Here is a 25401-nt window from a genome sequence, read left to right on the forward strand (position 1 = left end):
CTTCCTAACGTCACGCTGGCGTGATATGCGAATGATTATCATTTACATAATCAGAAGCATGGATGCGATGACGAACGGGCGAGCGTGGAGGCTGGGACCTTCTGGTGGAGCAAGACGGATACTGTATCGCTCCAGTGTCGTGCTGTGGAGCGTGGGTGCGGCGCTGCCCGCCGCGCCCGCCCCGGCGGCCGAGGCGGACGGCGCGGCGGAACCGAAATCCGCGCGGCACCATCCGTCCGACCATCGTCATGACCGTGACGGCGGAAAGACCCGCCATCAGGAGCGGAAGGACTCGCCTGAAGGCGATATGCCCGGGAGCGTGGAAAGCCTGGTCGTCTGGGGAGAGGGGAGGCGGAACGCGACGACCGACGGCACCGGCAGCTATGTCGTCAAGGCCGTTTCCATGGGTAAAATGCTCATGCGCCCGAATGAGATCCCGCAATCCGTTTCCGTGCTCGGCAGGCAGCAGATGCGTGACCAGAACCTCAACACGGTGGATGATGCGCTCAAGCAGGTGCCGGGTGTGAATGTCAATTTCTATGGCGACGGCACGGCCGGCATGACGGCGCGCGGGTATGCGCTGACGCCCCAGTTCGACGGGGTGCCGTCGACCGGCGGGCTACAGATGGCCCAGCAGTTCGATCTCGCCATTTATGACCGGCTTGAAGTGCTGCGTGGACCCAACGGCACTTTCCAGGGCTCCGCCCCGCCTGGGGGGAGCGTCAATTTCGTCCGGAAACGCCCCCTGGATCACTTCAGGGCGCAGGGGTCGTTCAGCGGCGGCTCGTGGGATCATTTTCATGCGGATGCCGACGTTACCGGGCCGCTGACGGCGTCGAGGCGTGTGACAGGGAGGCTCGTCCTTGCGGGAACGGACCGCGATTTCTTCTATCGCGACGCCTATGACCGACGTTGGACAGCCTATGCCGATATCGATATCCACCTGACCGACCATACGACGCTTTCGATGAGCGCGACGGGGCAGAAGAACGATACCACACGCTTCATGGGCTTGCCCCGGGCCGCCGATGGAAGCGACCTGCATCCGGGCCGGGACAGTTTCGTCGGCGCGGACTGGGGGCATACGGCGTCTCCCATGTATGAGCTGGGCGGCGAACTTGAGCATCGGTTCGGCGGGGGGTGGCGTGCGCGCCTGACCGGCCGGCATCGTGTAACGGACACGCGCATGCACTACACCTATGTCAACAGTGCGGTCACGACGCGCAAAACGGCCAATTTCGTCGTCGCCCATTCCCTGATTCAGGACCGGTACGACGGAGCGGACCTGTATTTCACCGGCCCCATCCATGCGTTTCATCGCAGGCATGATCTGGTGATCGGGGGAAATTATGATTCGGACGTGATGACGGACGGGGGCGCGACGCAGAACTCCCGTGTGAACAGGGGGCTGGCGGGACTGGATATCTTTTCGCCGGGTATTTCGAGCGCCATCGAGCCCGATATCACCACGATGTATCGGGAGCCGACGCGGCAGAAAGGCGTGTATGGGTCGCTGCGGATCGAACTGCTGACGTCCCTGCATCTGCTCATGGGAGGGCGGATCAGTTTTTACGAATATAAATACAGGAATGTTTCCACAAATGCGCCGTATGTCGTCAGTCTGAAAAACAATGCGGTGCCGACCCCCTACCTGGCCCTGGTGTGGAATATCGTGCCCGATATCGCGGCTTATGTGAGTTTTACGGATAGCTTTACACCGCAATCCGGCTACACGCCGGCCGGCCGCCTGAAGCCGGACCTGGGGCAGCAGGTGGAAGGAGGGCTGAAGGGAGACTTCTTCGATCACGCTCTGAACGTCACGCTGGCCGGCTATCGGGTCGTCGAACGGAACAAGGCCATGGTCGACGGCGACCTGGGACCCGTTTGTGGACGGACCGGAACGAGCGACTGTTATCGCGCGGCCGGCAAGGTGCGAAGCCAGGGCGCGGAGGTGGAAGCGATCGGGCGTATCCTGCCCGGCTGGGACATCAATGCCAGCTATACGTTCAATGACAATGTCATTCTGAAGGACAGCAACGCGGCGCTGGAGGGACGGGCCTATGCACCCAATTCACCCCGGCATCTGTTCAAACTCTGGAGCCGCTACCGGTTTGCCGCGCCGGAGCAGACCAGGAATGTGTGGAGTGTGGGAGGCGGCCTGACGGCGCAGGGCAGCACGTTCGGCACGACGCGGACGGTCAGGCAGGGAGCCTATGTCGTGGCCAATGCGCAGGTCGGGTACCAGTTCGACCCCGCGCTGAACGTTTCGTTCAATATGAACAACATTTCAAATACACGCTATTATCAGCGTCTCGGGAATATTTACTATTACAATTATTATGGGGAGCCTCGGAACGTCATGGCGACAGTGCAGGGCGTGTTCTGAGCGCAATGGCGGCATTGGTCCTTGTGGCGCGTCATGCCGACAGTCCGTTCCTCGATCTCGGACTGTTCGGTAACCGCCTCTTCGCGGCGGCGACCGGACACTACGGGATCGTGGCGGCCCTCCTGATCCGTGACGACGATGCGCGCGACATTATGCGGCCCCGCCGTCCGTGACGGGGCCTCTCGGTGACGTGGATCCGCGTCATGCCCGGGTGCCGGAACGGCCCGGTTCCCGGGGCCGAGCCCCTTTATGGCGCATGCGTCAGAAGTGGGCGCTGACCGTTCCGTAGAACGACCGGGGGGCGCCGACCTGGAGGGTGTTGTAATCCCCAGACAGGGGATTGCCGCCGCTGCCCATGTTGGTGATATATCGCTCGTCGGTGACGTTGTTGATCGAGAAATCGACTTTCAGGGTCTTCGCCACGCCGGCATTGCGGAATTCGTAGCTGACGCCGAGATTCTCCAGCCAGTAGGAGGGGACGCGGGTGTCGTTGACGTAGCTGAGATACCGCTTGCCCATGTAGAGCGTGTCGAAGTGGAGGTTGAAGCCGGAGACGAGATAGTTGATGGAGTTCTTGTACATCAGCTTGGCGTAGTTGGGTTCCTGCTTGCCCTTGAGATGGTAGAAGACGCCGCCCGATGTCAGGTTGTTCTCGAATTTCGAGCTGTTGTAGCTGATGCTGTTATAGATCGACAGGTGACGGACCGGCGTGAGGGTGACGCTGGCATCGACGCCGTTCATGGCGACCGAACCGACATTTTCGAACAGGGAGCGTGCCTCGGCCAGCGGGCCCACGGAAATCGATTGCTGCCGGTTGGAGAAATCGACATGGTAGAGGTTGATCAGTCCCTTGACCATCGGCGTATTCAGCCGGTAGCCGATTTCATAGACCCAGTCGGTTTCCGGAGCGAGCGTCTTTTGCAGGGTCCTGAAATCCTGGGTGGTTGCCGCGCCCCAGGGGGAGGCCGTGCCGAAGCCGCTTTGCGGATAGGCCTGCATGTTCTTGGAAATATCGAAATAAAATTCGTTATGCGGGGCGAAGCGCCAGTTTCCGCTGAACTGCGGCAGGGCGGCGGCGGTGGCATCGAGCGAGCCGCTGGGCGGGTTGGTCGTGCCCGTATAGGCGGGATCGTTGTACAGAACCCGGTTGCCCGCATCGACCACCATGGTGCGGAAGCCGGCATGCAGGGTCAGGTGCGGCAGGACCCTGTAGGTATCCTGCAGGTGGAAGACATAGGTGTTCGTGTTGAAGCCATAGGCCCAGTGCGTCAGGAACGGCGTGCCGCGATGCGCGACTTCGTCATAGGGGGTCGCGTCGGCGCTGTTGGGCTCGTTATAATATTCCATCGCCGGATTGTAGACCATGTTCTCGTACCAGAACCCGCCGTTGAACGTGTGGTTCCGGAAATGATAGGTCAGGTCGGTCTGAAATCCGAGGCGGCGGGTGCTCATCGCCTGGTCCTGCGCTGAAAGCGGGGCGCCGCTCGGCGAGGCGACATAGGGGCTGGTCCACCAGGCATCGTAGCGTTTGCCGACCCCGTAGAAGGTGGTCTTGGATTCCAGATCGTCCGTCAACTGGCTGTCCAGGCTCATGCCGCCGACATAATAGCTGCTGGTCTCGATGCCACGGTAATAGGCTGCGTCCTTCGGGTCGGACAGGCCCTGGTACTGGGGCAGATAAATGCCGTTGGCGGCATTCAGGGCCGCGCCGTAATTCGGATAATAGTAATCGATCCCGTAACCGACCGTGCGGATCTCTTCCAGGCTGTTGTCGATATAGGATGCCGCGGCCTCCTGCGACCAGTCGAAATAGGTCTTGAATGTCGTGCGCTCGCCGATCGGCTGGACGATCTTCGCATTCACCATCTGCTGGAACTGCGAATCGCCGCCCAGCCATTTCTTTTCGTCCTTGCGGTCGTACGAGACGTAGAATTTCGTCCCGCTCGGGTTCAGTGTCCCGCTGTCGAAGCGCGCGAACGTCCGGAAGGCGCTGTAGCTGCCGAAGGTCTGCGAGACGGTGCCGCCCATCCTGTCCGCCGGGTCGTTGCCGTAGAAGCGCACGGTGCCGCCCAGGTTGCTGGTGGACGGCGTGTCGAGGCTGCCCGCGCCCTGCGAGACGTCGGTGCGGCCGATATTCTCGTTGCTGATCGCGCGGCTGACCGGGACGCCGTTATAGGATTCGTAGCCCTGGCCGCCGAGGGGAATGCCGTCGACCGTGAAACCCAACTGGTCGCTGGTAAAGCCGTGCATGTAGAAACTTTGCGACCACAGATCGATTCCCAGCGGGTCCGACGTGCTGAACTGGATGCCCGGCAGATTTCCCACCGCCTTGAGCGGCGTCATGCCGGGGACCATGAACTGGAGGTCGCGGCTGGACACGGATTGCATCTGGCGGGTCGAACCGCTGCCGACCACGCTGACGGCCTCGGGGGCGGCCCCTGGGGCGGCCCCGGGGGACTGCATTGCCCTGCGGGGACGCACGCCGGAATTCGCCGCGCCGGATCTGGCGGGCGGGACCCTGTGCGGATGCGCGCTGGTCGCCGGGGTGACGCCGGCGGCGGACTGCGCCCGGGCGCCATGGGCATGCGCCACGGCGAAGAGGGAGATGCCGAGCATGAGGGCGCGGCGCGCGATCGTTCGGACCGGGCTTTTGGCCACCGGGCTTCTGGCCAGCGTCGAAAAAAGGCGCGGCGTCGTCGTCCCGGCGGTTGCTCCGGGAACAGGCGGGGGGGTGGCTGTGCTGTCATGGCGGCAAGTCTTCGCGCTCATGAAAATCTCCTCTCTCCGGGAATTCACCACGCATTCCGTCTAAGTCTCTTCGGTTCGACGTTGCGAAGAGAGATCATTCGATAGTCGTAACGTCATGCCGCATTTAATTAATCGTTTGCCGAGTTTGTCAAGGGATGCTTTCATGGAAAAAACGATCCGTGCGCGGATGGCGTGGCGGCGGCGACGCTATTGAGAAAAGCCGTTTATATGGAATCATGTTGCGCGGTATGGCGTGCGCGCGAGTTATCCTTCGGGCATTCGTGATGGGAGGGACGGGTTTGGCGGGCAGAAAGGGGGCGCCGGGCATGGCGGACGGGATCGGGGGGGCTGGCGGGTCGCCGCGGCGGATGCTGGAGAATTCGAACGATAATGACGCCGGTGGAAACGCGGGCGGTTCTGTCGGGGCCCGTCTCGACACGGGGGAAATTAAACGATACCATAATATCTGTTTCCAGCCTGGCGGCGATCCCTGTGGGAGTGAGATCTTGAGTATGAACCGAGCAGCCCGCAGCCCCGGCCGTCCGCTCGACAACCAGTCACTCCCGGATGAAATCATGAGCGCCGCGGAATCGCTTTTCGCGCGGTCGGGGTATTTCGGGACCTCGGTGCGGGAAATCGCCAACAAGGCCTCGGTCAATTCCGCGCTCATCAGCTATTATTTCGGTGGCAAGGAAAATCTGTTCAGGACCATCTTCCGCAAGCAGGGGATGGAAATCGTCGGCAAGCGGATGGAACTGCTCGACGCGCTGCGCGCGCGCTTCAAGGGGCCGATCCCGGTCGACCAGATCGTTCGCGCGTATCTCAGCCCGCAATGCGAGTTGAAGAAAAGCGGACCGCGCGGACTCGCCTTCATTCGGATACAGGCGCAGGTTCATAACGAATTCAACGAAATGTATTTCTCGCTGCGGCGGGAGATCTATGACGAATCGACCAAGCAATATATCGGCGAACTCGAACGTTCCCTGCCTGGAATATCGCTGAGCGACATCACCTGGCGCATGATGTTCCTGATCGGTGCCTATCTTTACATGCTCGCCGACCTCGATCGGATGTCGGACCTTTCCGATCATCGGTTCGAGCAGGGGGATGATACGGATGAACTTCTGGAACGGCTGACGATCTTCGTATCGAGCGGCATGAGCGCGCCCACGGTCCAGTGGCCGCCCGTGCTTTCCACAACGGTGACGCCGGCGCGGCGCCGGCGCGCCGTGCGGACGAAATGAGCGCGCCATGGACGATATGGCCGGACGGGGCGAAGGGCGGGCGGGGATGACGGCCGGGGGCTGGTTTCCGGCGTGGCGGCGTACGGCGAATGCGTACAGCGTCGCGCCCGACGAATATCCGGGCTGGTGGCAGAGCATGGCCCTGGGTGGGCAGCATCTGCTGGCGATGACGGGGTCGAACGTGCTGGGGCCGCTGCTGATGGGGTTCGACCCCAATGTCGCGATCCTGTGCTCGGGCCTGGGCACGTTGCTGTTCTTTCTCGTCACCGGCGGGCGGGTGCCGAGCTATCTTGGATCCAGCTTCTCGTTCATCGCGCTCACGGTCGCGATCACGGGCTATGTCGGGCATGGTCCGAACCCCGATATCGGGCTGGCGTGCGGCGGCGTTTTCGCGGCCGGGGTCGTGTACGCGCTGATCGGTGCGATCGTGATGGCCGTCGGCCATGGATGGATCGAGCGGTTGATGCCGCCTTCCGTCACCGGAGCGATCGGGGCGGCGATCGGGCTCAATCTGGCGCCCGTCGCCACGCATGGCCTTGGGCAGGGCGATGCCGGCACCGCCTGCGGCCTGTTCGCGCTGCTGTGCATGGTCGGCTTCGCCGTCTATGGCGGCGCCCTGGCGCGGCGCCTGTCGATCCTGCTGGCACTCGTGACATCGAGCCTGGTCTATGTCGTCGTCGCCAACGGATTGGGGCTGGCGCCGCCGGTCGATTTCGCGGGGATCGCCCGCACGCCGCCGTTCGGCGTGCCGCATTTCGCGGCGCCGCGCTTTTCCTCGCAGGCCATGATGATCTTCGCGCCGGTCGCGATCGTGCTCGTCGCCGAGAATCTGGGCCATCTCAAGGCGATCGGCGCGATGACGGGCACGTCGCTCTCGCCCCTTACGGGGCGGGCCTTTCTTGGCGACGGGTTGGCGACGATGCTCGCGTCCCTCCTGGGTGGCACCGGGGTGACGACATATGTCGAGAATATCGGTGTCATGGCGATTTCGCGCGTCTATTCGACGCTGGTCTTCGCCATTGCCGGGCTGTTCGCGATCCTGCTCGGGTTTTCCCCGCTGTTCGGAGCCCTGTTGCATGCCGTTCCCGAAGCCGTGCTGAGCGGGCTGGCGCTGGGTCTGTTCGGACTGATCGCCGCCACGATGGTGCGGATCTGGATCGATCACCGCGTCGATTTCTCCCAGCCCTCCACCCTGTTTCCCGTCGGGGTCGCGCTGGTCGCCGGGGCGGGCAACTTCACGCTGCATCTGGGCGGCATCACGCTGGGCGGGATCGTCACGGCAAGCCTCGCCGCCATCATCCTCCATCAGATCCTGCACCCGCGTGCCGGCAAGGACGTGACCTCATGAGCGTAAGCGATTTCGAACTCTTTCAATCATGGCGGAAGGTTCTGGACCTGTGCGCGCTGCGGCCGGGGCAGGCGGTGACGGTGCTGACTTCGGCGGACACGAACGAGCAGACGCTGCGCTGCGCCATTCTCGCGGTGCGCGACAAGGGGGCGATCGCCAATCGGCTCGACCTGCAACCGGTCAATGGCGGCACGTCGCTGTCGCGCGATCCGCTGGCCTATGTGGGCACGACGCCGCTGACGGGAAACCGGCCGGCGTTGGAAATGCTCAAGGCCAGCGACCTGGTGCTGGACCTGATGACGCTTTTGTTCTCGGCGGAGCAGCATGAGATCCTGGCGGCGGGCGGCCGCATCCTGCTGGCGGTCGAACCGCCCGAGGTCCTCGTGCGCCTGACGCCGACGCTGGAGGACCGCGCGCGCGTGCTGGCGGCGTCGGCCACGCTGCGGGCCGCGCGCGGCATGCGCGTGACCTCGGCCGCCGGGACGGATGCGACTTTCGCGCTCGGGGATTATCCGATGCTGGAGGAATACGGTTTCGTGGATCGGCCCGGGCGGTGGGACCATTGGCCCAGCGGCTTCCTGGCCACCTGGTCCAACGAAGGGTCGGCCGAGGGCACGATCGTGCTGGCGCCGGGCGATATCCTGCTGCCGCAGAAGGCCTATGTGACCGCGCCGGTCACGCTGCGTCTGGAACGCGGCTATGTCCGCGCGATCGAGGGCGGGTACGAGGCCGGGCATCTGAAGGATTATATGGACAGTTTCGGCGATCCGGAGGTGTATGCGGTCTCGCATATCGGGTGGGGGTTGCAGAAGAAGGCGCATTGGTCGGTCATGGGTTTCTATGATCGCGAGGCGAGCATCGGGATGGATTCGCGCGCCTGCGCCGGCAATTTCCTGTGGTCCACGGGGCCGAACAACGAGGCGGGGGGCACCCGTGATACCGCCTGCCATATCGATATCCCCATGCGCGGCTGCACGGTGACGCTGGACGGCGAGGCGGTGGTGGTCGATGGCGTGCTGGTGGAGGATTGAGCCGTGAGCAACGACCTGCAACGTGACGAAGCGCGCTACAAGGCGCAGGGTTTCGGCAACGAAATGGGGATTGCCGGCCGGGTCGGCCTGCTGATCGTCGATTTCGTCAACGGGTTCGCCGATCCGGCCGCGTTCGGCGGCGGCAATATTCCGCAGGCGATCGCGCGCACGACGACGCTGCTGGCCGCCGCGCGGCGGCTGGGCTGGAAGATCGCCCATACGCGGATCGTCTTCGCCGATGACGGGGCGGATGCGAATATCTTCTCGCTGAAGGTGCCGACGATGCTGGGCCTGACCGAGGGCAATCCGGCCTCGGCGATCGTGCCGGAACTGGCGCCCGCGCCGGGAGAATATGTGGTGCGCAAGACCGTGCCGTCGGCTTTTTCCGGCACGCCGCTGGCGGCCTGGTATGTCGCGCACGGGGTGCAGACCGTGGTCGTCGCCGGGTGCGTGACCTCGGGCTGCGTGCGCGCGAGCGTGCTGGACGCCATGCAGGCCGGCTTTCGCCCCATCGTGGTGTCCGACTGCGTGGGCGATCGCGCGATCGGGCCGCATGAGGCCAACCTGTTCGACATGGCGCAGAAATGCGGCGACGTGCTGGAACTCGACACGCTGCTTTCGCGCATCCCCAATCAGTGACGTTCGGAGTTTATGGCGTGAACAAGAGCTTTTACCGGATCGGGCAGATCGTCCCGAGTTCCAACGTGACCATGGAAACCGAAATTCCCGCCCTGCTGGCGGCCCGGCAACTGATCCGGCCCGAGCGGTTTCTGTTCCATTCGAGCCGCATGCGGATGAAGACGGTCAGCAAGGACGAATTGTCGGCGATGGACGCGCAGTCCGACCGCTGCGCGCTGGAACTCAGCGACGCGCGCGTCGATGTGCTGGGCTATGCCTGTCTGGTGGCGACCATGTCGATGGGCGTGGGGTATCACCGCGTGTCGGAGGCGCGGCTGCATGGCCGCACGGTGGAAAACGGTGCCCCGGCGCCGGTGGTGACCAGTGCCGGGGCGCTGGTCGACGGGCTGGCGACGCTGGGCGCGCGCCGGATCGTGGTCGTCGCCCCGTACATGAAGCCGCTGACGCGGCTGGTGATCGACTATCTGGCCAGCGAGGGGTACGAGGTGATCGATCATGTGGCGCTGGAAATTCCGGACAATCTGGACGTGGCGGCGCATGATCCGCGGCGCCTGCCGGGGATCGTCGCCGGCCTGACCTACAAGAATGCCGATGCGATCGTGCTGTCGGCGTGCGTGCAGATGCCGTCGCTGCCCGTGGTGGCGACGGTCGAGGCCATGACCGGCAAGCCGGTGCTGTCGGCGGCGATCGCCACCACCCATGCCATGCTGCGCGCGCTGGGGCTGGAACGCATCGCACCCGGGGGCGGGGCGCTGCTGTCGGGGGCGTACTGAGTTTTTTCGGGTTTCTGTCCTTTCGCTTTGGAAAAGGCGGAGCCTTGTCATTTTCGTCGATGGAATAAGGAAAGCCTGTGATGACCGGCAGTCGCTTCCTCTATGGCGCGCAGGTGCGTGCCAACGGAATCCGCCAGCATTACCTGCGTTATGGCGGGCAGGGGGCGCCGCTGGTGCTGGTGCCGGGTATTACCAGCCCCGCCGTTACCTGGGGATTCGTCGCGGAACGGCTGGCGGCGACGCATGACGTGCATGTGCTGGATGTGCGCGGGCGCGGCCTGTCGGAGACCGGGCCGGACCTTGGATACGACCTGGACAGCTATGCCGACGATGTGCGCGGGCTGATCGACGCGCTGGGCCTGGATGGCTGCGTGGTGCTGGGCCATTCGATGGGCGCGCGGATCGCCATTCGGCTGGCGCGGCGCGGGGCGGCGGCCATCGCGTCGCTGGTGCTGGTCGATCCCCCGGTCAGCGGGCCGGGGCGGCGGGCGTATCCGGCGAAGCTCGACTGGTATGTCGACTCGATCCGTGCCGCGCGCCGGGGCATGGATGCCGATGCGATGCGTCGGTTCTGCCCCACCTGGACCGAGGAGCAACTGCGTCTGCGCGCCGAATGGCTGCATACCTGTGACGAACTGGCGACGCGCGTGACGTTCGAGAAATTCCACACCGAGGACATCCACCAGGACCTGCCGCATCTGACGCCGCCGGTGCTGCTGATGATCGCGACCCGCGGCGGCGTGATCCTGCCCGAGGACGAGGCGGAGATCCGGACCTTGCTGCCGACGGTCCGTCTGGCCCATGTGCCCGATGCGGGGCATATGATCCCGTGGGACAATTTGGACGGGTTCTGCACGGCGGTGGAGGGGTTTCTGGCCGCGCCGTGAGCGTGGCCGACATTGAAGCCCCTGGAGGCGCGCGAGCGGATCGCGGCCATCCAGGGGCCCGGGATTATGGCCGGTGCCGGCCCGGTTAGGAGTCCGGCGTCGCGATCAGGGAGGTCCAGATGACGGCGCCGAGCAGGGCGCCGACGAGCGGGGCGGTCCAGAACAGCCAGAGCTGGCTGAGGGCGGCCGTCTGCGCGAAGAAGGCGACCGCCGTGGAGCGGGCGGGATTGACCGACGTGTTCGTGACCGGAAGCGCGACCAGATGGATCAGGGTCAGCGCCAGCCCGATGGCCAGCGGGCCGAAGCCCGGGGGGGCGGTGCGGGAGGTGGCGCCCAGGATGACCACCAGGAAGCCCGCCGTCAGGGTCGTTTCGATCAGCGCGGCGGAGAGAAGCCCGTAATGGCCCGGGGACAGGGCGCCGTAGCCGTTGGAGGCGAAGCCGCCCGCCACGAAGTCCGGCCTGCCGGAGGCGATGAGGTGCAGCAGGCTGGCCGCCAGCAATCCGCCCAGCACCTGGGCGGCCCAGTAGGGCACCAGCGCGTTCCAGGGCAGCCGGCCGGCGGCGGCGGCGCCCAGTGAGACCGCCGGGTTGAAATGGCCGCCGGAGATGCCGCCCACCGCGTAGGCCATGGTGAGGACGGTCAGGCCGAAGGCGAGGGCCACGCCCGCGAAGCCGATCCCCAACTGGGGAAAGGCCGCGTCGAGGACGGCGGCGCCGCAGCCGCCGAAGACGAGCCAGAATGTGCCGAAGAATTCGGCGCCGAGTTTTTTTATCATTTTTCGAGCGTCCTCTTTCGAGCGTCCTTCGGCCGCCGCGCAGCCCCGCCGCGCGGGCGACCCGGTGTCGCGGCGGAAACTATCGCCGGATCGGGCGGCGAAAGAGTGTGAAATCGTCGGTATATCGCCGTCATCCGCCCCGGATCGCGGGTCAAAACATATGTTGCGGATGAGATATCGTAACGATACGATCGTTTCGTGACCGACAGAAAGCCGACCGACATCGTCAGGCTGGCCCTGCCGATGTCGATTTCGGTGCGTTCCGGGCGCGGGATGGCGTGATCCCGATCGCCTTCTCGCCCTGTTCGCGCATCATGCAGGAGACGGTCGGGGCCGCCCGCACGGCGGGGTGTACGATCGTCCGTCGCCATCATCGATTCCGAAACGGCACCGGTCGGCGAGGGCGCCGCGTCGACCCAGCGGCGCACTGAGCTTCAGCGATCGAGACCGGCGCGTCATGTTGCGCAGGACGCTGGATTTCGCGGGGCCGGTCGGCATCGCCCATGACAGCCGGCCGGGTGCGCCGGGTGCGGTCGTCTATCGCTATTGCGAAGGTATCCGTGTAGAACCGGTCCGGTCACCCATATGAAAGTTCCATATGATACCCGTTCGCCGGAATATCGCCGTTTCACCAGGGGTGGATCGGCCCGTCCGCCTGCGTGCCGCCGCCAGCCGGACAGCGCGGCGCGGGGGCGGGGCATGATGACCGACAACTGCAAGGTTCTGATGGTCTTTCCGCGGTTCAATGCGAGTTCGTTCTGGAATTACCAGGAAACATGCGATCTGGCCGGCGCGCGCTATCCGGCGGCGCCGCTCGGGCTGATTACCGTCGCGGCCCTCCTTCCGAAAAGCTGGGAGGTCAGGCTGGTCAATCGAAACACCGAAATCCTGTCCGACGCCGATGTGGCGTGGGCCGATCTGGTGATGACCGGCGGAATGTTGCCGCAGAGAAATGATGCCCTGCATCTTATCGATATGTGCCGGGCGCGCGGCAAGCCGGTGGTGGTCGGCGGCCCCGATGTCACGTCCAGCCCGTCTCTCTACGGCGCGGCGCATTTCCAGGTTCTCGGGGAGGCCGAGGAAATCATGGACGATTTCGTCGCGTCCTGGCGCGGCGGGGCCACGGAGGGCGTCTTCGAGGCGCCGATGGGAAAGACCGACGTTACAAAGAGCCCGCTGCCGCGCTTCGATCTTTTGAACCTGGACCATTATCTGCATGTCGGGGTGCAGTTCTCGCGCGGGTGTCCGTTCAGTTGCGCGTTCTGCGACATCATCGAGCTGTATGGCCGGGTGCCGCGCACCAAGACGAATGAGCAGGTGCTGGCCGAACTGGATGCGCTGCATGCGCTCGGCTATCGCGGGCATGTGGATTTCGTCGATGACAATCTGATCGGCAATAAAAAGGCGCTGAAGAAATTTCTGCCCGACCTGATGCGCTGGCAGAGCGAGCGGGATTTCCCGTTCGAATTTTCAACCGAGGCGTCGATCAACCTCGCCGACGATGCCGAGCTGCTGCGTAGCCTGGCGGAGACGAATTTCTTCGCGGTGTTCGTCGGAATCGAGAGTCCGGATACCGACTCGCTGGTTCTGATGCAGAAGAAGCAGAATACCCGGCGCAGCCTGCAGGAGAGCATCGCCAGGATCCATGGGGCCGGGATTTTCGTGAATGCCGGCTTTATCGTCGGGTTCGATAGCGAAAAAGGCAGCATTGCCCCCGGGATGATCGCGTGTATCGAGGATACGGCGATCCCGGTCTGCATGGTCGGCCTGCTTTATGCCCTGCCGACCACGCAATTGACGCGGCGCCTGCTGGCCGAGGGGCGTCTCTTTTCCGGTGGGGAGCAGACGCAATCGGGGGATCAATGCACCGCCGGATTGAATTTCGAGACGAAGCGGCCGCGTCGCGACGTGTTGCACGATTATCGGACGGTGCTTGAGGCGATCTATGCGCCGGTCGCGTATTTCGGCCGGGTCCGCCGGATGAGCCGGATGCTCAGGCGCAGCCGGGGCCATCGGATGGTGCGCGGGGATCTGCGCAGTTTCCTGCGGCTGCTGCTGCGTATTCGTCGGGCCGGGCCGGGAACGGCCGGGCAATTCTGGCGCATGATGCTGGATTGTGCCCTGCATAATCCGAAAGCATTGCCCTATGCGGTCATGACCAGCGCGCTTTATCTGCATCTTGGCCCGTTCGCGCGCCGGGTCGTCGGCGAGATCGACCGGGAGATCGAGGCTGTCGATCTGGGGCGGTGGCGGGCCCCGCCGCCGGTGCTGCCGGCCGAGGCGGTGCTGGTGCCGGCCTGACCGGCGCGCCGCCGTTCGGGTCGCGGACGGATGCCTACCAGTCCGCGCTGTGGCCGAGCTGGACCAGGATGTCCTTTCGCAGGTGCAGCAGGCGCGGGTCGTCGCGGTGGCGGTGCGGCGGGAGGTCGATCGTCAGGTCGCCGATGATGCGGGCGGGGCGGGGGCTGAAGACGACGACCCTGGTGGCCAGCAGCAGGGCTTCCTCGACATCGTGGGTGACCATGAGGGCGGTGAAGCCGCGATCGCGCCACAGGCGGTGCAGTTCGGTCTGCATCGTCAGCCGCGTCAGGCTGTCCAGCTTGCCCAGCGGTTCGTCCAGGATCAGCACGCGCGGGTCGTTGACCAGGGCGCGGGCCAGGGCGGCGCGCTGGGCCATGCCGCCGGAGAGCTGGTGCGGCCAGGCGCGCTCGAAGCCTTTCAGCCCCACCAGTTCGATCGCGGCATCGACCGATTCCGGGTCCTTGCGGCCGGCGATGTCGTGGCCCAGCGCCACGTTGCCGCGCACCGTCCGCCACGGATAGAGGGTCGGGTCCTGGAACATCACGATCCGGTCGGGGCCCGGGCCGGTGATCGGCGCGCCCTCGGCGCGGATCGTGCCCGCGCGTGGGGGCTCCAGCCCCGCGACCAGGCGCAGCAGGGTGGATTTGCCGCAGCCCGAGGGGCCGAGCAGGGCGACGAATTCGCCCGGCGCGATGGTCAGGCTGATGTCGTCGAGGACCGGGGTGAACGTGCCGCCGATCGTGTAGCCGTGGTCGATATGGTCGAGTGCGAGCCCCAGCGGGCGGTGGGTCACCATTTCAGCCCGTCCTTCTGCCATGCGAGGACGCGGTCGCGGATCTTGAACAGCAAGGTCACCAGCCCGGTACACATCAGCGACATCACCAGCAGCGCCGCATACATGTTGGGATAGGCCGCCCAGCCCTGGGCCCATTGCATGTAGAAGCCGAGGCCGGATTTCACGCCCAGCATCTCGGCCACCACCAGGGTGGCGAAGGAGACGCCCAGCCCCATGAACAGGCCGACGAAGATCTGCGGCATCGCGGCGGGCAGGGCGACGCGCAGCACCAGGAAGCGGGTGCGCGCGCCCATGGTGCGGGCGACGTCGTAAAAGGCCGGATCGACGGCGGCGACGCCGGACCAGGTGAGGATGGTGGTGGGGAAGCCCGCCGCCAGTGCCAGCAGGGCCTCGCTGGCCAGCCGACCGGAGGGGACGAGCACGAAGGCCAGCGGCAGCAGCGCGACGGGGGGCAGCGGGCCGACCAGGCGGATCAGCGGCCGGACCCAGTAGCGGAAGTGCGGCGAGCGCCCCAGCCCGACGCCGATGGCCACGCCCAACCCCGCGCCGATGCCGTAGCCCACCGCCAGCAGGCCGAGCGAGTGCAGCAGGCTGTCGCCCAGCTTCTTCCAGTCGGTCAGGAAGACGTCCAGCAGGTCCTGCGGGGTGCCGAAGAACGGGCGGGGCAGCCAGAGCAGCTTGGCCTGCGCGATTTCCCATGCCGTGAAGCCCAGGCCGAGCGCGATGGCCCAGGGCGCGCGCGCCGAGAGGCGGCGCAGCGCGGCGGCGGCCAGCAGCGCCAGCCCGACGGCCAGGAACAGCGCCGCGAGCGGGTTGGTGGCCGGGAAATCGTCCGCGTCGGGCCAGCGCCAGGTGACCAGCGCCGCCAGGAACCAGGCCGGCCCGGCCGCCCAGGGCAGCAGACGGCGGCCGGTCGCGTCCGGTGCCGTCATGTGGCGAACAGGTCCTGCGTCACCTTGTCGGCGTAGCGCGCGGGATCGAGCGAGGGGCGGAAGACGCCGATCTGCTTCAGCGCGTCGGCGTAGCGCACGACCTCGTCATGCAGCGGCGGGCCGAGCACCTGGTGATGATGGCCCTGGAGGCGCAGCATGGCCGCGATGTCCTCGGCGCTGGCGCGGGCGGCGAAGGGTTTGAAGATGCGCCCGGCCTCGTCCGGGTTGCAGGCCACCCAGGCGCCGGCGTCGAGGATCGCGCGCGTGACCGCCGCCGCGACCGCGGGCTCGTTGCGGATCAGGCTGCCGCGCAGGCCGATGACGCAGCAGGCGGTCTGTGCCCAACTGCCGTTCATGTTGCTGTCGATCTCGACGAGGTCGAACTGGCGCTTGTGGAGGTAGGAGACGGGATCGCTGCCGCTGATGGCCTGGACCTCGCCCCGTTGCAGGGCCAGCGGCAGCAGGTCGGCCGGATATTGCCGCCATTGCATGTCGGATTCCGGGTCGATACCCGCTTCCTTCAGGCGGATGGAGAAGAAATTCTTGTCCGGGCCGCCGATATCGGTCACGCCGATGGTCTTGCCATGCAGGGCGTCCAGCGTCGTCGGGCCGCCCCTGGGAGCCAGAAGATGCATGCAGCCCGCGTGCAGGCCGGCGACCAGCTTGACGTCGAACCCCTGCTGGAGCGGCTTGAGCCAGCGCAGCGCCATGCCGGGGGCGCCGTCGGCCTTGCCGGTGGCCAATGCCTCCAGCAACTGGTCGGTGGCGCCGGCGAAATTGACGTAATCGACGTCGAGATCATAGCGCGCGAAGAACCCCTTTTCCTTCGCGACCGGGATCGCGGCGGTGCAGGTGGAATTCTGGTTCCACGCGATGGTCAGCTTGCGGGCCGGGCCGGGGACCGGAGGGACGGCCGCCGTGCCGGCGGCGTGGCAGTGGGCGGCGTCATCGGCCAGTGCGGCGGGTGCCAGGGCGAGCGACGCGGCGCCGGCCAGGGTGGCGCCCAGCAGTGCGCGGCGGGTCGGGTCGACGGGGATGTCCCGGGCGGTTCTGTGTCGCGGCAGGGCCGCGAGGGGGTGGGACATGGCGGGACTCGGCGCTCCGACGGGATCTTGTATTAACGATAGGAAATCGTTGTTGGATATCCTTGTAACACGATCGGAGAGAGTGCAAGCGCAAAAATGGATAAACCACGCTTCTTTGTGCGTGAATTGCGTGTGGGAGGAAAAACCGAAAAACGTCCGATCTGTTCGGGGTGTTTGTGGTTGGGACGGGCGATGCCCCTGAACAGATCAGAAAATCATCGGAGCCTGCTTGGAAACGCGCGTCGGATCGCCGCCAGCGTGCATTTCCGGACGCGCTCTCAGGCGTACAGGTTCAGGACCGTCGAGCCGTCGGCCGAGGCGTTCTGGCCGCCGGTGGTGGTTTCGGAGATGACGTCGCCCTGCGAATCCTTGGTGATCGTGGTGATCGAGCCGTCGCTGTTGGTGATCTGGCTTGTGGTCGTGGTGGATGACGATGACGAGGACGAGGATGAGGACGATGAGGAGGACGTGTCGGCGGTGCCGCCGTACAGGCTGCCCGGCATGGTGCTGCCGAGGCTGGTGATGGAGGATGACATGGAGCGTTCTCCCGTGACTGGGTTGCCGGAAGGCAGGAAGACCGGCCGTGGGTTTGCGACCGCATCGCCGCCAGCGTAGGTCCGCGACTGGTTTGCGGAAAGGCTGGTTTTTCTTTCGGTTTGCAACGGAGTGTTGCGTCGGGGAGGGGGGTTACCGCGTTCCGGCGCGCAGGTGGGGGCGGCGGCGGTCCCACAGGCGCATGCCGCGCAGGGCGAGGTCGGCCATCGCGGGGAGCAGGCGGGGCTGCATCAGGTCGGGGTCGAATTCCTGCATCCGCCGTGCGTTCTCGCGGTAGCAATCCTCGACGAACTGGCGGAACGAGAAACTGTCGAGGAACACATTGGCCTGGGTGACCGCGAAATCGCGCCCGTCATTGGGCTGCTGCCCGCGCCGGACCATCGCCAGCAGCCGGGCCAGGGCGCGGCCGTAATAGCGGGTGGATTTCAGGGCGCGGCGGACCGGGCCCAGCCCGCGCCGGCGCTCGCGCCAGGCCATGTAATTGATGAAGAAGACGATGTGCCGGGTTTCCTCGAACATCAGCACGTCGAAGATCTCGAACAGTTTTTCCGGCAGGAACTGTGACTGGCGGGCGTTCTTGAACGCCCCGAAACCCAGGAAGGCGTCGAGGCATTCGCCGAAGCCGAAATCGATGAAGGCGGTTTCCAGATCGGCGGGAAAGCGTTCCATCTCCTGCTCTGTGGCGTCGATGCCGTAGCGGTCGATCATGGTACGGATCAGCTTCGCGTGACGCGCTTCCTCCAGGCCCTGGAGGGCGACGGCCTCGCGCACCACCGGGTCGGTGATCTGCGGGGTGAAGGCGTCGACGATCGCGCCCGCCCGGCGTTCGGTATGGTACACCTCCTGCCAGAACGGGATGGTGCGCAGGCGGGCCAGTTCCGCCTCCGTCAGGTCGGGCCAGGGCAGGGTCTCGGGGTCGAAGACCTGGTGCGTGGCGATGAACTGGCGGCAGAACAGGTCCTTGTGGGTCTCCGATCCGGCTTCGATGCGGCTCAAGCGGCGTGCTCCACCGCGCGGGCGCCGGAGGGCCGGCGCAGGAACAGGCGCAGGAAGCGCGCCAGGTTCGGGGCCAGTTTCGGCCGCAGCAGGCGCGGGTCGTAGCCGGAGAAGCGGCGTTCGTTCTCCTCCAGGCAGAGATCGATCATCTCGCGCAGGCTGATATCGATGTTCGCCACGTCCTTCGCGCCGCTGACGGTGAAATTATTGTCCTGTTCCTGGACATTGCCGTTGGCGTCGATGCTGGTGGCCAGGCCGATCCGCTCGTAGACCAGGAACACCCAGACCGCCAGAACCCGCAGTTCGAACCACGGGCGCTGCCACAGCGGCATGGTCGCGCGGTGCCACGCCAGCCAGTTGGCGAACAGCAGGATATGGCGGCATTCCTCCTGCATCACCGGCTCGAACGTTTCGATCAGCTCGGCGGGGAAGAAGCCGGAGCGCTGGGCCAGGGCGAACAGGCCGAAGGCGAAGAAACTGTCCACGCATTCCGAAAAGCCGGTGACCAGATAGGCCCATTCGGTGTCGCGCGGTTCGATGTAGGGGGGCTCGGGCGCCATCTTGATGTCGTAGGCTTCGACCAGCTTGGACAGGACCTCCTTGTGGCGGTTTTCCTCCCACGCGTTGCGCGACAGGGCGTCCTTCATGTCCGGGTCGTCGATCATGCGGGCGTAGGCGGCCATGCGCAGGCGGGCCTTGCCCTCGGTCTGGACCGCGATGTCCCAGATCGGCAGCGAGGTGACGCGCTTCAGCGTCTCGGGGTCCAGCTTCGGCCAGGCGATGACCGAGGGCTTGTACGGGTTGAACGTGTCGCGGAACATCTCCGCCACCGCGCGTTTATGCTCCGCCGAGCCGGGCTTGAGGGGGCCGGGCACCGGGCTGGACCAGTGGCGGGCGTTGAAATCGGCCTCGGCCACCGTCTTCGTGTCGGCGCCCTTGGGGTCGATCGCCTCGGGGAGGGAGGAATAGATATCGGAAAGGGAGGTCATGCTTCGCAAGCTCGCACAATGAGTACAGACGCCGGACCAGCCTGGATCGGGCCGGGCCGGGCGTCACATTGCGGCCCCCCCTGCGATGGGGGGGAGGAGGAGGGGGCCAGCGGTCAGTGGATGTCGGACAGGGTGGAAATGATCCGTGTCACCAGGCCGTAGGCGATCGCCTCTTCGGCCGACATCCAGTAGTTCCGGTCGGTGTCGCGGCAGATCTTTTCATACGACTGGCCGGTTTCGCGGGCGAACAGGCGGTTCAGCCGCTCGCGCATCTTCACGATTTCCCGCGCCTCGATATCGATATCGGTGGCGGGGCCGCGCACGCCGCCCATCGGCTGGTGCAGCAGGAAGCGCGTGTTGGGCAGGCAGTAGCGGCGCTGCGGGTTGCCGGCGGCGAAGATCAGCGCGCCGGCCGAGGCCACCCAGCCGGTGCCGATCACGTTCACCGGGGCGACCGAATCGACGAAGCGGATCATGTCGTGAATCGTGTCGCCGCTTTCGACATGGCCGCCGGGCGAGTTGACATAGACGTCGATCGGCCGGTCGGACGCGCCGGCCAGCGCCAGCAGGCGGCCGGTGACGTCGCGCGCCAGCTTGTCGTTGATCGCGCCGAAGACCAGCACCTTGCGCTGGTCGAACAGGCGGCTCTCAAGCTCGTTGATCGGCGAGGACAGGGTCTTGTTGTCGCCGGGTTCCGCCGGTTCGGGGCCCTGGGGCTCGGGGATGTCGGGGCCGTTCGGGTCCTCGTCATCCATCCGGATACGGTGGTTCGGCCGCATGCCGTTCAGCATCATCATCTCCCTGTATCCAGGACTGGTCCTATTCATCCACTCTATCCTGCGCCGCCTTCGGGCCGGTGCCAAGACCCGACCTGCCGCCCGCCGTGCCGCTCTCTAGCTCAAAAGCCCGGGGGCGGGTTAGTAAGGGAGGGCAGGCGGCCCTCCCCGGTGGGAAGCGGCCGCCGGACGCTGGTCACGGAGTGAAGATGGGTATGAAAGCGCCGCTGCCAAGAGACCGTTCGGCTCTGGCCCGTCCGGCGGGATTGCTGGCGGCCCTGGTGGCCCTGAGCGGCTGCGCCCATCGCGATGCCTTCGACGCCACGCTGGACTGGTACCACCAGCATCAGGGCGGCGTCATTGCCGAGCAGCGGCCGCCGCCGCCCGGCGCGCATGATCCCTATCCCGCCGTGGGCCTGACCCCGACCACGGTGCCGGTCCTGCCCTCGGCCGATCGCCGGCAGGACGTGACCGAGACCCTGGTCGAACAGCGCAACCTGGCCCACCGGATGGCGGCGGAGGTCGGGCCGCTGACGAATACGGCCCCGGTCGTGCCGAAGGTGCCCGCGCGCCCGGCCCCGGCCCCGGCCCCGGAGTCGGCCTCCACCGCGCCTTCCGGGGGGGCGTCTTCGGCGACGCTGGATGCGGCGGAGGCGCCGCCGCCCGCGCCTGCGCCGGCGCGGGCTGCCGCGGGGGACGCGGCGCTGGTGGCGATGCCGGAGGTCGGCGCGGATGTCGGCGGCGTGGGCGGCACCTCGGCGGCCGCGTCGGGGCCGCTGCCCGAGATTCCCGCCGGGCCGCCGGTGGCGCCGCAATTCCCGGGCTTCGCGGTGCCGAGCGACGCGGCGGTGGCGACGATCCGGCCGGATTATGTGCTGGCCGACCCGGTGGGGACGCGGATTCTCTTTCCCGTCGGCAACGATCGGCCGGTGGCGGGGCAGGAGAAGGCGATCGACGGGGTGGCGCGCCATAGCCCCGGCGGCCCGCTGTTCGTCCATGGCTATGGCGAGGCCGCGTCGACCGATTCGGCGGAGCAGGCGCGGGCGATGGCGCTGGCCCTGCTGCGCGCGCGCACGGTGGCCGAGCGGCTGGCGGCCGACGGCGTGCCGGCGAAGGCGATTCATCTGCGGGCGCATCCGTTCGGCGACGGAGTACGGATCAGTACCGCGCAGTAGTGCGATGCGATGGCGCGCGGCGCGGTTGCCTGCGGGGCGCGGGCGTCGTTAATATCCGCGATTGGCGGGGAATGCTCCGCCAGTCGCGACATGCCGCCGGAAGAGCGGCGCGAAACGGCCATCCTGAACCTTGTCCGGGGCGTTGGGTCCCGGGCAAACAGTCTCAACGAGCCAACCCATGACAGAAGAATTCCATCGCATCCGTCGCCTGCCGCCCTATGTGTTCGCCGAGGTGAACAAGGCCAAGGCCGCGGCCCGAGCCAGGGGCGAGGACATCATCGATCTGGGCATGGGCAATCCCGACAGTCCCACCCCGCCGCATATCGTGCAGAAGCTGGTGGAAACCGTGGCCGATCCGCGTGCCCACGGCTATTCGGTCAGCAAGGGGATTCCGGGCCTGCGCCGGGCGCTGGCGGCCTATTACGGCCGCCGTTTCGGCGTGGCGCTGGACCCGGAGACCGAGGTGATCGCGACCCTGGGATCGAAGGAAGGGCTGGCCAATCTGGCCGCCGCCATCACCAGTCCGGGCGACACCATCCTGGTGCCCAATCCGTCCTATCCGATCCATCAGTTCGGCTTCATCATCGCCGGGGCCTCGGTGCGGTCGATTCCCGCGACGCCGGACGAGGAGATGCTGCGGGCGCTGGATCGCGCGGTGCGCCATTCAGTGCCGAAACCGACGGCGCTGATCGTCAATTTTCCCTCCAACCCCACGGCCTATGTCGCGGACCTGGATTTCTATCGCGAACTGGTGGCCTTCGCCCGCCGGCACGAGATCTGGATCATGTCCGACCTCGCTTATGCCGAGATCTATTTCGGCGACCGGGTGCCGCCCTCGATCTTGCAGGTGCCGGGGGCGAAGGACATCGCGGTCGAGTTTACCTCGCTGTCCAAGACCTATTCCATGGCTGGCTGGCGCATGGGGTTCGCTGCCGGCAATCCGCGCCTGATCAACGCGCTGACGCGGATCAAATCCTATCTGGATTATGGCGCCTTCACCCCGATCCAGGTGGCGGCGGTGGCGGCGCTGAGCGGCCCGCAGGATTGCGTGGCCGAGATGCGCGCGCTGTATCGCGACCGGCGCGACGTGCTGATCCGCGGCCTGCACGCGGCGGGATGGGACGTGCCGTCGCCCGAGGGGTCGATGTTCGCCTGGGCGCCGTTGCCGGCGGCTTTCCGCGACATGGGCAGCGTCGATTTCTCCAAGCTTCTGCTGAAGGAGGCCGGGGTGGCGGTGGCGCCGGGGTTGGGCTTCGGCGAATATGGCGAGGGTTTCGTGCGGATCGGGCTGGTCGAGAACACGCAGCGCCTGCGTCAGGCGACGCGGGCGATCCGCCAGTTCATGGGGCGCCATGGCGTCAACCTGCCCGACACGGCCGGGGTGGGGCGTCGCGCGGCGAAGGATACGGAGCAGGCCGCGGACCCCGTGCCGGTGGGTTGACCGCCCGGCGGGTTTTCGACCCGGAGGCGGCGCTGTGGGCGCTGCCTCCGGCACTAGGCGGCATTCAGGAACGACGACAGGATATCAGGTGACCGGACGGAATATGGCGACGGGTGGACAGGGAGGCGGCGCGGGATCGGGGCCATTGCGGATCGGCATTGCCGGGCTGGGGACGGTGGGGGCCGGGCTGGTCAAGCTGTTGCGGGCCAATGCGGGCATCGTCGGCGCGCGGGCCGGGCGGCAGGTGATCGTGACCGCCGTGGCCGCGCGCGACCGTGCCCGCGACCGGGGCATCGATCTGGACGGCGTGACCTGGCATGACGACGCCCTGGCGCTGGCGCGCGACCCGGATGTGGATGTGGTCGTCGAACTGATTGGCGGGGCGGACGGCATTGCCCGGCGGCTGGTGACCGAGGCGCTGCGCGCCGGGCGGCCGGTGGTGACCGCCAACAAGGCGCTGATCGCGGTGCATGGGGCCGAACTGGCGGCGCTGGCCGAGCAGGCGGGCCTGCCGCTGATGTTCGAGGCCGCGGTGGCGGGCGGAATCCCGGCTATCAAGACCGTGCGCGAGGGGTTGGCCGCCGACCGGCTGAACCGGGTGGGCGGCATTCTGAACGGCACCTGCAACTATATCATGACCGCGATGCGCGAGAGCGGCCGCCCCTTCGACGACGTTCTGGCCGAGGCGCAGGCCCTGGGCTATGCCGAGGCCGACCCTTCGACCGACGTGGACGGCATCGACGCGGCGCACAAGCTGGCGATCCTGGCGGGGCTGGCGTTCGGCCGGCCGGTGGCGTTTTCCTCGGTCCATGTCGAGGGGATCCGGGGTATTCATGCGCTGGACCTGACCTTCGCCCGGGCGCTGGGGTATCGTATCAAGCTGCTGGGCCTGGCGCGCCGGCGCGAGGATGGGATCGAGGCCCGGGTCCATCCTTGCCTGGTGCCGGAAAAGATGCCGATCGCGCAGGTGGACGGCGTGTTCAATGCCGTGCTGGTGGAAGGCGCGTTCGTCGGGCGGCTGATGCTGGAGGGGCGCGGCGCGGGCGAGGGGCCGACGGCCACCGCCGTCGCCGCCGACCTGATCGATATCGCGCGCGGCAATGCCGTGCCGGTCTGGGGCCGCAGCACCGATGGGCTGACGCAGGTGGAAGCCTTGCCGCGCACCGCGTTCCATGAGGAATATTATCTGCGCCTGCATGTGCAGGACCGGCCAGGCGTGATCGCCGATGTGACGGCCGTTCTGCGCGATCATGGTGTGTCGCTGCGCAGCATGCTGCAACATGGGCGCGCGGCGGACGATCCCGTCGGGGGAGACGCGCCGTCCGTGCCGCTGGTGCTGGTCACGCATCGGACGCGGGAATCCGCCATGATGGCGGCGTTGGACCGGATCGCGGCGCTGCCGGCTGTGATCGGCGAGCCGGCGATGATTCGTATCGAGGCCGGCTGATCCGGCGGCCCCGTTCAACAGGCCGGCAGAGAATCGGCCCAGACAGCCAAGGAAACAGAGTGATGACGTCCAAACCGACTGCTGCCTATCAGGTTACCGATCGTAACCTGGCCCTGGAACTGGTCCGCGTGACGGAGGCTGCGGCGATGGCCGCGTCGCACTGGACCGGGCGCGGCCAGAAGAACGATGCCGATGGCGCCGCCGTCGAGGCGATGCGTCTGGCCTTCGATACCGTGGCCATCGACGGCACGGTGGTGATCGGCGAGGGGGAGATGGACGAGGCGCCGATGCTGTTCATCGGCGAGAAGGTGGGTTCGGGCGGCCCGGCGATGGATATTGCCGTGGACCCGCTGGAAGGCACCAACCTGTGCGCCAAGAACATGCCCAACGCCCTGACGGTGGTGGCGCTGGCCGAGGCGGGCAATTTCCTGCATGCGCCCGATGTCTACATGGAGAAGATCGTGGTTGGCCCCGACCTGCCCGAGGGCGTGGTGGACCTGGATGCCAGCATCGGTGCCAATCTGCGGGAGCTGGCGCGCGCCAAGCGCAAGGATATCGGCGAGTTGACGCTGTGTGCGCTGGAACGCGAGCGGCATGAGGAACTGATCGCCAAGACGCGCGAGGCCGGGGCGCGGGTGATGCTGCTGAGCGACGGCGACGTGGCGGCCGCCATCGCGGCCTGCCTGCCGGATGGCGCGGTGGATATCTATGCCGGGTCGGGCGGCGCGCCCGAGGGGGTGCTGGCCGCCGCCGCCGTGCGGTGTGTGCGCGGCCAGATGCAGGCGCGCCTTTTGTTCGAGGATGACGAGCAGATCCGCCGGGCGCGGGAGATGGATCCGGGCAAGGACCCTTCGCGCAAGCTGGGTCTGTTCGACCTGGCCAGGGGCGATGTCCTGTTTTCGGCCACCGGGGTGACCGCCGGCCCGCTGCTGCGCGGCATTCGCCGCGATGGGCGCCATGCCGTCACCCATTCGATCGTCATGCGCTCGAAATCCGGCACCGTGCGTTTTGTCGAGGGGCATCACGATTTCGGCACCAAGATCTGGTCGACCTTCTGACGGACGGCATCGTTTC

General features: G+C 66.5%; 22 protein-coding genes. 13 read left to right on the forward strand and 9 right to left on the reverse strand.

What is annotated here, in order from left to right:
- Nucleotides 1-67: 67 nt before the first annotated feature.
- Both HLH48_RS03775 and HLH48_RS03780 read left to right on the forward strand, forming a co-directional pair.
- Nucleotides 68-2386 carry a TonB-dependent siderophore receptor gene (locus HLH48_RS03775; RefSeq protein ID WP_246386806.1) on the forward strand — a complete coding sequence of 773 codons (2319 nt, stop codon included), beginning with the start codon at nucleotides 68-70 and terminating at the stop codon, nucleotides 2384-2386.
- A 5-nt stretch (nucleotides 2387-2391) separates the two neighbouring features.
- A complete protein-coding gene (locus tag HLH48_RS03780; protein ID WP_182996168.1) occupies nucleotides 2392-2559 on the forward strand; it encodes a hypothetical protein in 168 nt (55 codons plus the stop codon).
- Nucleotides 2560-2647: 88 nt separating this feature from the next.
- Here HLH48_RS03780 and HLH48_RS03785 read toward each other — a convergent pair whose 3' ends face one another.
- Nucleotides 2648-5155: a TonB-dependent receptor gene (locus HLH48_RS03785; protein WP_246386809.1), complete on the reverse strand. Its 2508-nt coding sequence runs from the start codon at nucleotides 5153-5155 to the stop codon at nucleotides 2648-2650.
- 554 nt (nucleotides 5156-5709) lie between these two features.
- Between HLH48_RS03785 and HLH48_RS03790 the strand changes: the two genes are divergently transcribed.
- From HLH48_RS03790 to HLH48_RS03815, 6 genes are all read left to right on the forward strand, one after another.
- Nucleotides 5710-6378 carry a TetR/AcrR family transcriptional regulator gene (locus HLH48_RS03790; protein WP_182996169.1) on the forward strand — a complete coding sequence of 223 codons (669 nt, stop codon included), beginning with the start codon at nucleotides 5710-5712 and terminating at the stop codon, nucleotides 6376-6378.
- A gap of 7 nt (nucleotides 6379-6385) precedes the next feature.
- Complete coding sequence (locus HLH48_RS03795; RefSeq protein WP_246386812.1) at nucleotides 6386-7726, forward strand: solute carrier family 23 protein; 1341 nt, start codon at nucleotides 6386-6388, stop codon at nucleotides 7724-7726.
- Nucleotides 7723-8757 carry a 2,5-dihydroxypyridine 5,6-dioxygenase gene (locus HLH48_RS03800; RefSeq protein ID WP_182996170.1) on the forward strand — a complete coding sequence of 345 codons (1035 nt, stop codon included), beginning with the start codon at nucleotides 7723-7725 and terminating at the stop codon, nucleotides 8755-8757. The genes HLH48_RS03795 and HLH48_RS03800 overlap by 4 nt, the downstream gene beginning before the upstream one ends.
- 63 nt (nucleotides 8758-8820) lie before the next feature.
- Nucleotides 8821-9396: an isochorismatase family protein gene (locus HLH48_RS03805; protein WP_220794993.1), complete on the forward strand. Its 576-nt coding sequence runs from the start codon at nucleotides 8821-8823 to the stop codon at nucleotides 9394-9396.
- A gap of 71 nt (nucleotides 9397-9467) precedes the next feature.
- Nucleotides 9468-10169 carry a maleate cis-trans isomerase family protein gene (locus HLH48_RS03810; RefSeq protein WP_182996269.1) on the forward strand — a complete coding sequence of 234 codons (702 nt, stop codon included), beginning with the start codon at nucleotides 9468-9470 and terminating at the stop codon, nucleotides 10167-10169.
- Between the two features lie 80 nt (nucleotides 10170-10249).
- Nucleotides 10250-11056 (forward strand): alpha/beta fold hydrolase, encoded by an 807-nt coding sequence (locus HLH48_RS03815; RefSeq protein WP_182996172.1) that lies wholly within the window; start codon nucleotides 10250-10252, stop codon nucleotides 11054-11056.
- Between the two features lie 85 nt (nucleotides 11057-11141).
- Here HLH48_RS03815 and aqpZ read toward each other — a convergent pair whose 3' ends face one another.
- On the reverse strand, nucleotides 11142-11834 hold the full coding sequence (gene aqpZ, locus HLH48_RS03820; RefSeq protein WP_182996173.1) for an aquaporin Z: 693 nt from the start codon (nucleotides 11832-11834) through the stop codon (nucleotides 11142-11144).
- A 699-nt stretch (nucleotides 11835-12533) separates the two neighbouring features.
- Between aqpZ and HLH48_RS03825 the strand changes: the two genes are divergently transcribed.
- The gene (locus HLH48_RS03825; protein ID WP_182996270.1) at nucleotides 12534-14135 is read left to right on the forward strand and encodes a B12-binding domain-containing radical SAM protein; all 1602 of its coding nucleotides are present in this window, start codon (nucleotides 12534-12536) and stop codon (nucleotides 14133-14135) included.
- Between the two features lie 34 nt (nucleotides 14136-14169).
- On the opposite strand, the gene HLH48_RS03830 is transcribed toward HLH48_RS03825, so the two are convergent.
- The 7 genes from HLH48_RS03830 to HLH48_RS03860 form a co-directional block, all read right to left on the reverse strand.
- Nucleotides 14170-14952: an ABC transporter ATP-binding protein gene (locus tag HLH48_RS03830; protein WP_408871445.1), complete on the reverse strand. Its 783-nt coding sequence runs from the start codon at nucleotides 14950-14952 to the stop codon at nucleotides 14170-14172.
- Nucleotides 14925-15863, reverse strand: a complete 939-nt coding sequence (locus HLH48_RS03835) for an ABC transporter permease (protein WP_182996175.1) — start codon at nucleotides 15861-15863, stop codon at nucleotides 14925-14927. The genes HLH48_RS03830 and HLH48_RS03835 overlap by 28 nt, the downstream gene beginning before the upstream one ends.
- Complete coding sequence (locus HLH48_RS03840) at nucleotides 15860-16948, reverse strand: ABC transporter substrate-binding protein (RefSeq protein WP_182996176.1); 1089 nt, start codon at nucleotides 16946-16948, stop codon at nucleotides 15860-15862. Before HLH48_RS03840 ends, HLH48_RS03835 begins: the two co-directional genes overlap by 4 nt.
- Nucleotides 16949-17226: 278 nt before the next feature.
- Nucleotides 17227-17484, reverse strand: coding sequence for a hypothetical protein (locus HLH48_RS03845; RefSeq protein WP_182996177.1), 258 nt, complete (start codon nucleotides 17482-17484; stop codon nucleotides 17227-17229).
- Between the two features lie 151 nt (nucleotides 17485-17635).
- The gene (locus HLH48_RS03850) at nucleotides 17636-18499 is read right to left on the reverse strand and encodes a hypothetical protein (protein ID WP_182996178.1); all 864 of its coding nucleotides are present in this window, start codon (nucleotides 18497-18499) and stop codon (nucleotides 17636-17638) included.
- Nucleotides 18496-19488: a ferritin family protein gene (locus tag HLH48_RS03855; RefSeq protein WP_182996179.1), complete on the reverse strand. Its 993-nt coding sequence runs from the start codon at nucleotides 19486-19488 to the stop codon at nucleotides 18496-18498. The genes HLH48_RS03850 and HLH48_RS03855 overlap by 4 nt, the downstream gene beginning before the upstream one ends.
- A gap of 113 nt (nucleotides 19489-19601) precedes the next feature.
- A complete protein-coding gene (locus tag HLH48_RS03860) occupies nucleotides 19602-20285 on the reverse strand; it encodes an ATP-dependent Clp protease proteolytic subunit (protein WP_246386815.1) in 684 nt (227 codons plus the stop codon).
- A 188-nt stretch (nucleotides 20286-20473) separates the two neighbouring features.
- Here HLH48_RS03860 and HLH48_RS03865 point away from each other — a divergent pair, with 188 nt between their 5' ends.
- The 4 genes from HLH48_RS03865 to glpX all read left to right on the forward strand — a co-directional run bounded on the left by HLH48_RS03865 (nucleotide 20474) and on the right by glpX (nucleotide 25385).
- Complete coding sequence (locus tag HLH48_RS03865) at nucleotides 20474-21439, forward strand: OmpA family protein (protein ID WP_246386818.1); 966 nt, start codon at nucleotides 20474-20476, stop codon at nucleotides 21437-21439.
- A gap of 178 nt (nucleotides 21440-21617) precedes the next feature.
- Entirely contained in the window at nucleotides 21618-22880 is a 1263-nt protein-coding gene (locus HLH48_RS03870) for an LL-diaminopimelate aminotransferase (RefSeq protein ID WP_246386821.1), read from the forward strand.
- A gap of 103 nt (nucleotides 22881-22983) precedes the next feature.
- A complete protein-coding gene (locus tag HLH48_RS03875; protein WP_182996273.1) occupies nucleotides 22984-24327 on the forward strand; it encodes a homoserine dehydrogenase in 1344 nt (447 codons plus the stop codon).
- A 62-nt stretch (nucleotides 24328-24389) separates the two neighbouring features.
- Nucleotides 24390-25385 (forward strand): class II fructose-bisphosphatase, encoded by a 996-nt coding sequence (glpX, locus tag HLH48_RS03880; protein WP_182996180.1) that lies wholly within the window; start codon nucleotides 24390-24392, stop codon nucleotides 25383-25385.
- Nucleotides 25386-25401: the final 16 nt, after the last annotated feature.

The sequence above is a fragment of the Gluconacetobacter sacchari genome (assembly GCF_014174255.1).
Taxonomy (GTDB): domain Bacteria; phylum Pseudomonadota; class Alphaproteobacteria; order Acetobacterales; family Acetobacteraceae; genus Gluconacetobacter; species Gluconacetobacter sacchari.

Coding starts and splice junctions, on each gene's coding strand:
- HLH48_RS03775 (WP_246386806.1), top strand. CDS start 68: ATGACGAACGGGCGAGCGTGGAGGCTGGGACCTTCTGGTGGAGCAAGA.
- HLH48_RS03780 (WP_182996168.1), top strand. CDS start 2,392: ATGGCGGCATTGGTCCTTGTGGCGCGTCATGCCGACAGTCCGTTCCTC.
- HLH48_RS03785 (WP_246386809.1), bottom strand. CDS start 5,155: ATGAGCGCGAAGACTTGCCGCCATGACAGCACAGCCACCCCCCCGCCT.
- HLH48_RS03790 (WP_182996169.1), top strand. CDS start 5,710: ATGAGCGCCGCGGAATCGCTTTTCGCGCGGTCGGGGTATTTCGGGACC.
- HLH48_RS03795 (WP_246386812.1), top strand. CDS start 6,386: ATGGACGATATGGCCGGACGGGGCGAAGGGCGGGCGGGGATGACGGCC.
- HLH48_RS03800 (WP_182996170.1), top strand. CDS start 7,723: ATGAGCGTAAGCGATTTCGAACTCTTTCAATCATGGCGGAAGGTTCTG.
- HLH48_RS03805 (WP_220794993.1), top strand. CDS start 8,821: ATGGGGATTGCCGGCCGGGTCGGCCTGCTGATCGTCGATTTCGTCAAC.
- HLH48_RS03810 (WP_182996269.1), top strand. CDS start 9,468: ATGGAAACCGAAATTCCCGCCCTGCTGGCGGCCCGGCAACTGATCCGG.
- HLH48_RS03815 (WP_182996172.1), top strand. CDS start 10,250: ATGACCGGCAGTCGCTTCCTCTATGGCGCGCAGGTGCGTGCCAACGGA.
- aqpZ (WP_182996173.1), bottom strand. CDS start 11,834: ATGATAAAAAAACTCGGCGCCGAATTCTTCGGCACATTCTGGCTCGTC.
- HLH48_RS03825 (WP_182996270.1), top strand. CDS start 12,534: ATGATGACCGACAACTGCAAGGTTCTGATGGTCTTTCCGCGGTTCAAT.
- HLH48_RS03830 (WP_408871445.1), bottom strand. CDS start 14,952: ATGGCAGAAGGACGGGCTGAAATGGTGACCCACCGCCCGCTGGGGCTC.
- HLH48_RS03835 (WP_182996175.1), bottom strand. CDS start 15,863: ATGACGGCACCGGACGCGACCGGCCGCCGTCTGCTGCCCTGGGCGGCC.
- HLH48_RS03840 (WP_182996176.1), bottom strand. CDS start 16,948: ATGTCCCACCCCCTCGCGGCCCTGCCGCGACACAGAACCGCCCGGGAC.
- HLH48_RS03845 (WP_182996177.1), bottom strand. CDS start 17,484: ATGTCATCCTCCATCACCAGCCTCGGCAGCACCATGCCGGGCAGCCTG.
- HLH48_RS03855 (WP_182996179.1), bottom strand. CDS start 19,488: ATGACCTCCCTTTCCGATATCTATTCCTCCCTCCCCGAGGCGATCGAC.
- HLH48_RS03860 (WP_246386815.1), bottom strand. CDS start 20,285: ATGATGATGCTGAACGGCATGCGGCCGAACCACCGTATCCGGATGGAT.
- HLH48_RS03865 (WP_246386818.1), top strand. CDS start 20,474: ATGGGTATGAAAGCGCCGCTGCCAAGAGACCGTTCGGCTCTGGCCCGT.
- HLH48_RS03870 (WP_246386821.1), top strand. CDS start 21,618: ATGACAGAAGAATTCCATCGCATCCGTCGCCTGCCGCCCTATGTGTTC.
- HLH48_RS03875 (WP_182996273.1), top strand. CDS start 22,984: ATGGCGACGGGTGGACAGGGAGGCGGCGCGGGATCGGGGCCATTGCGG.
- glpX (WP_182996180.1), top strand. CDS start 24,390: ATGACGTCCAAACCGACTGCTGCCTATCAGGTTACCGATCGTAACCTG.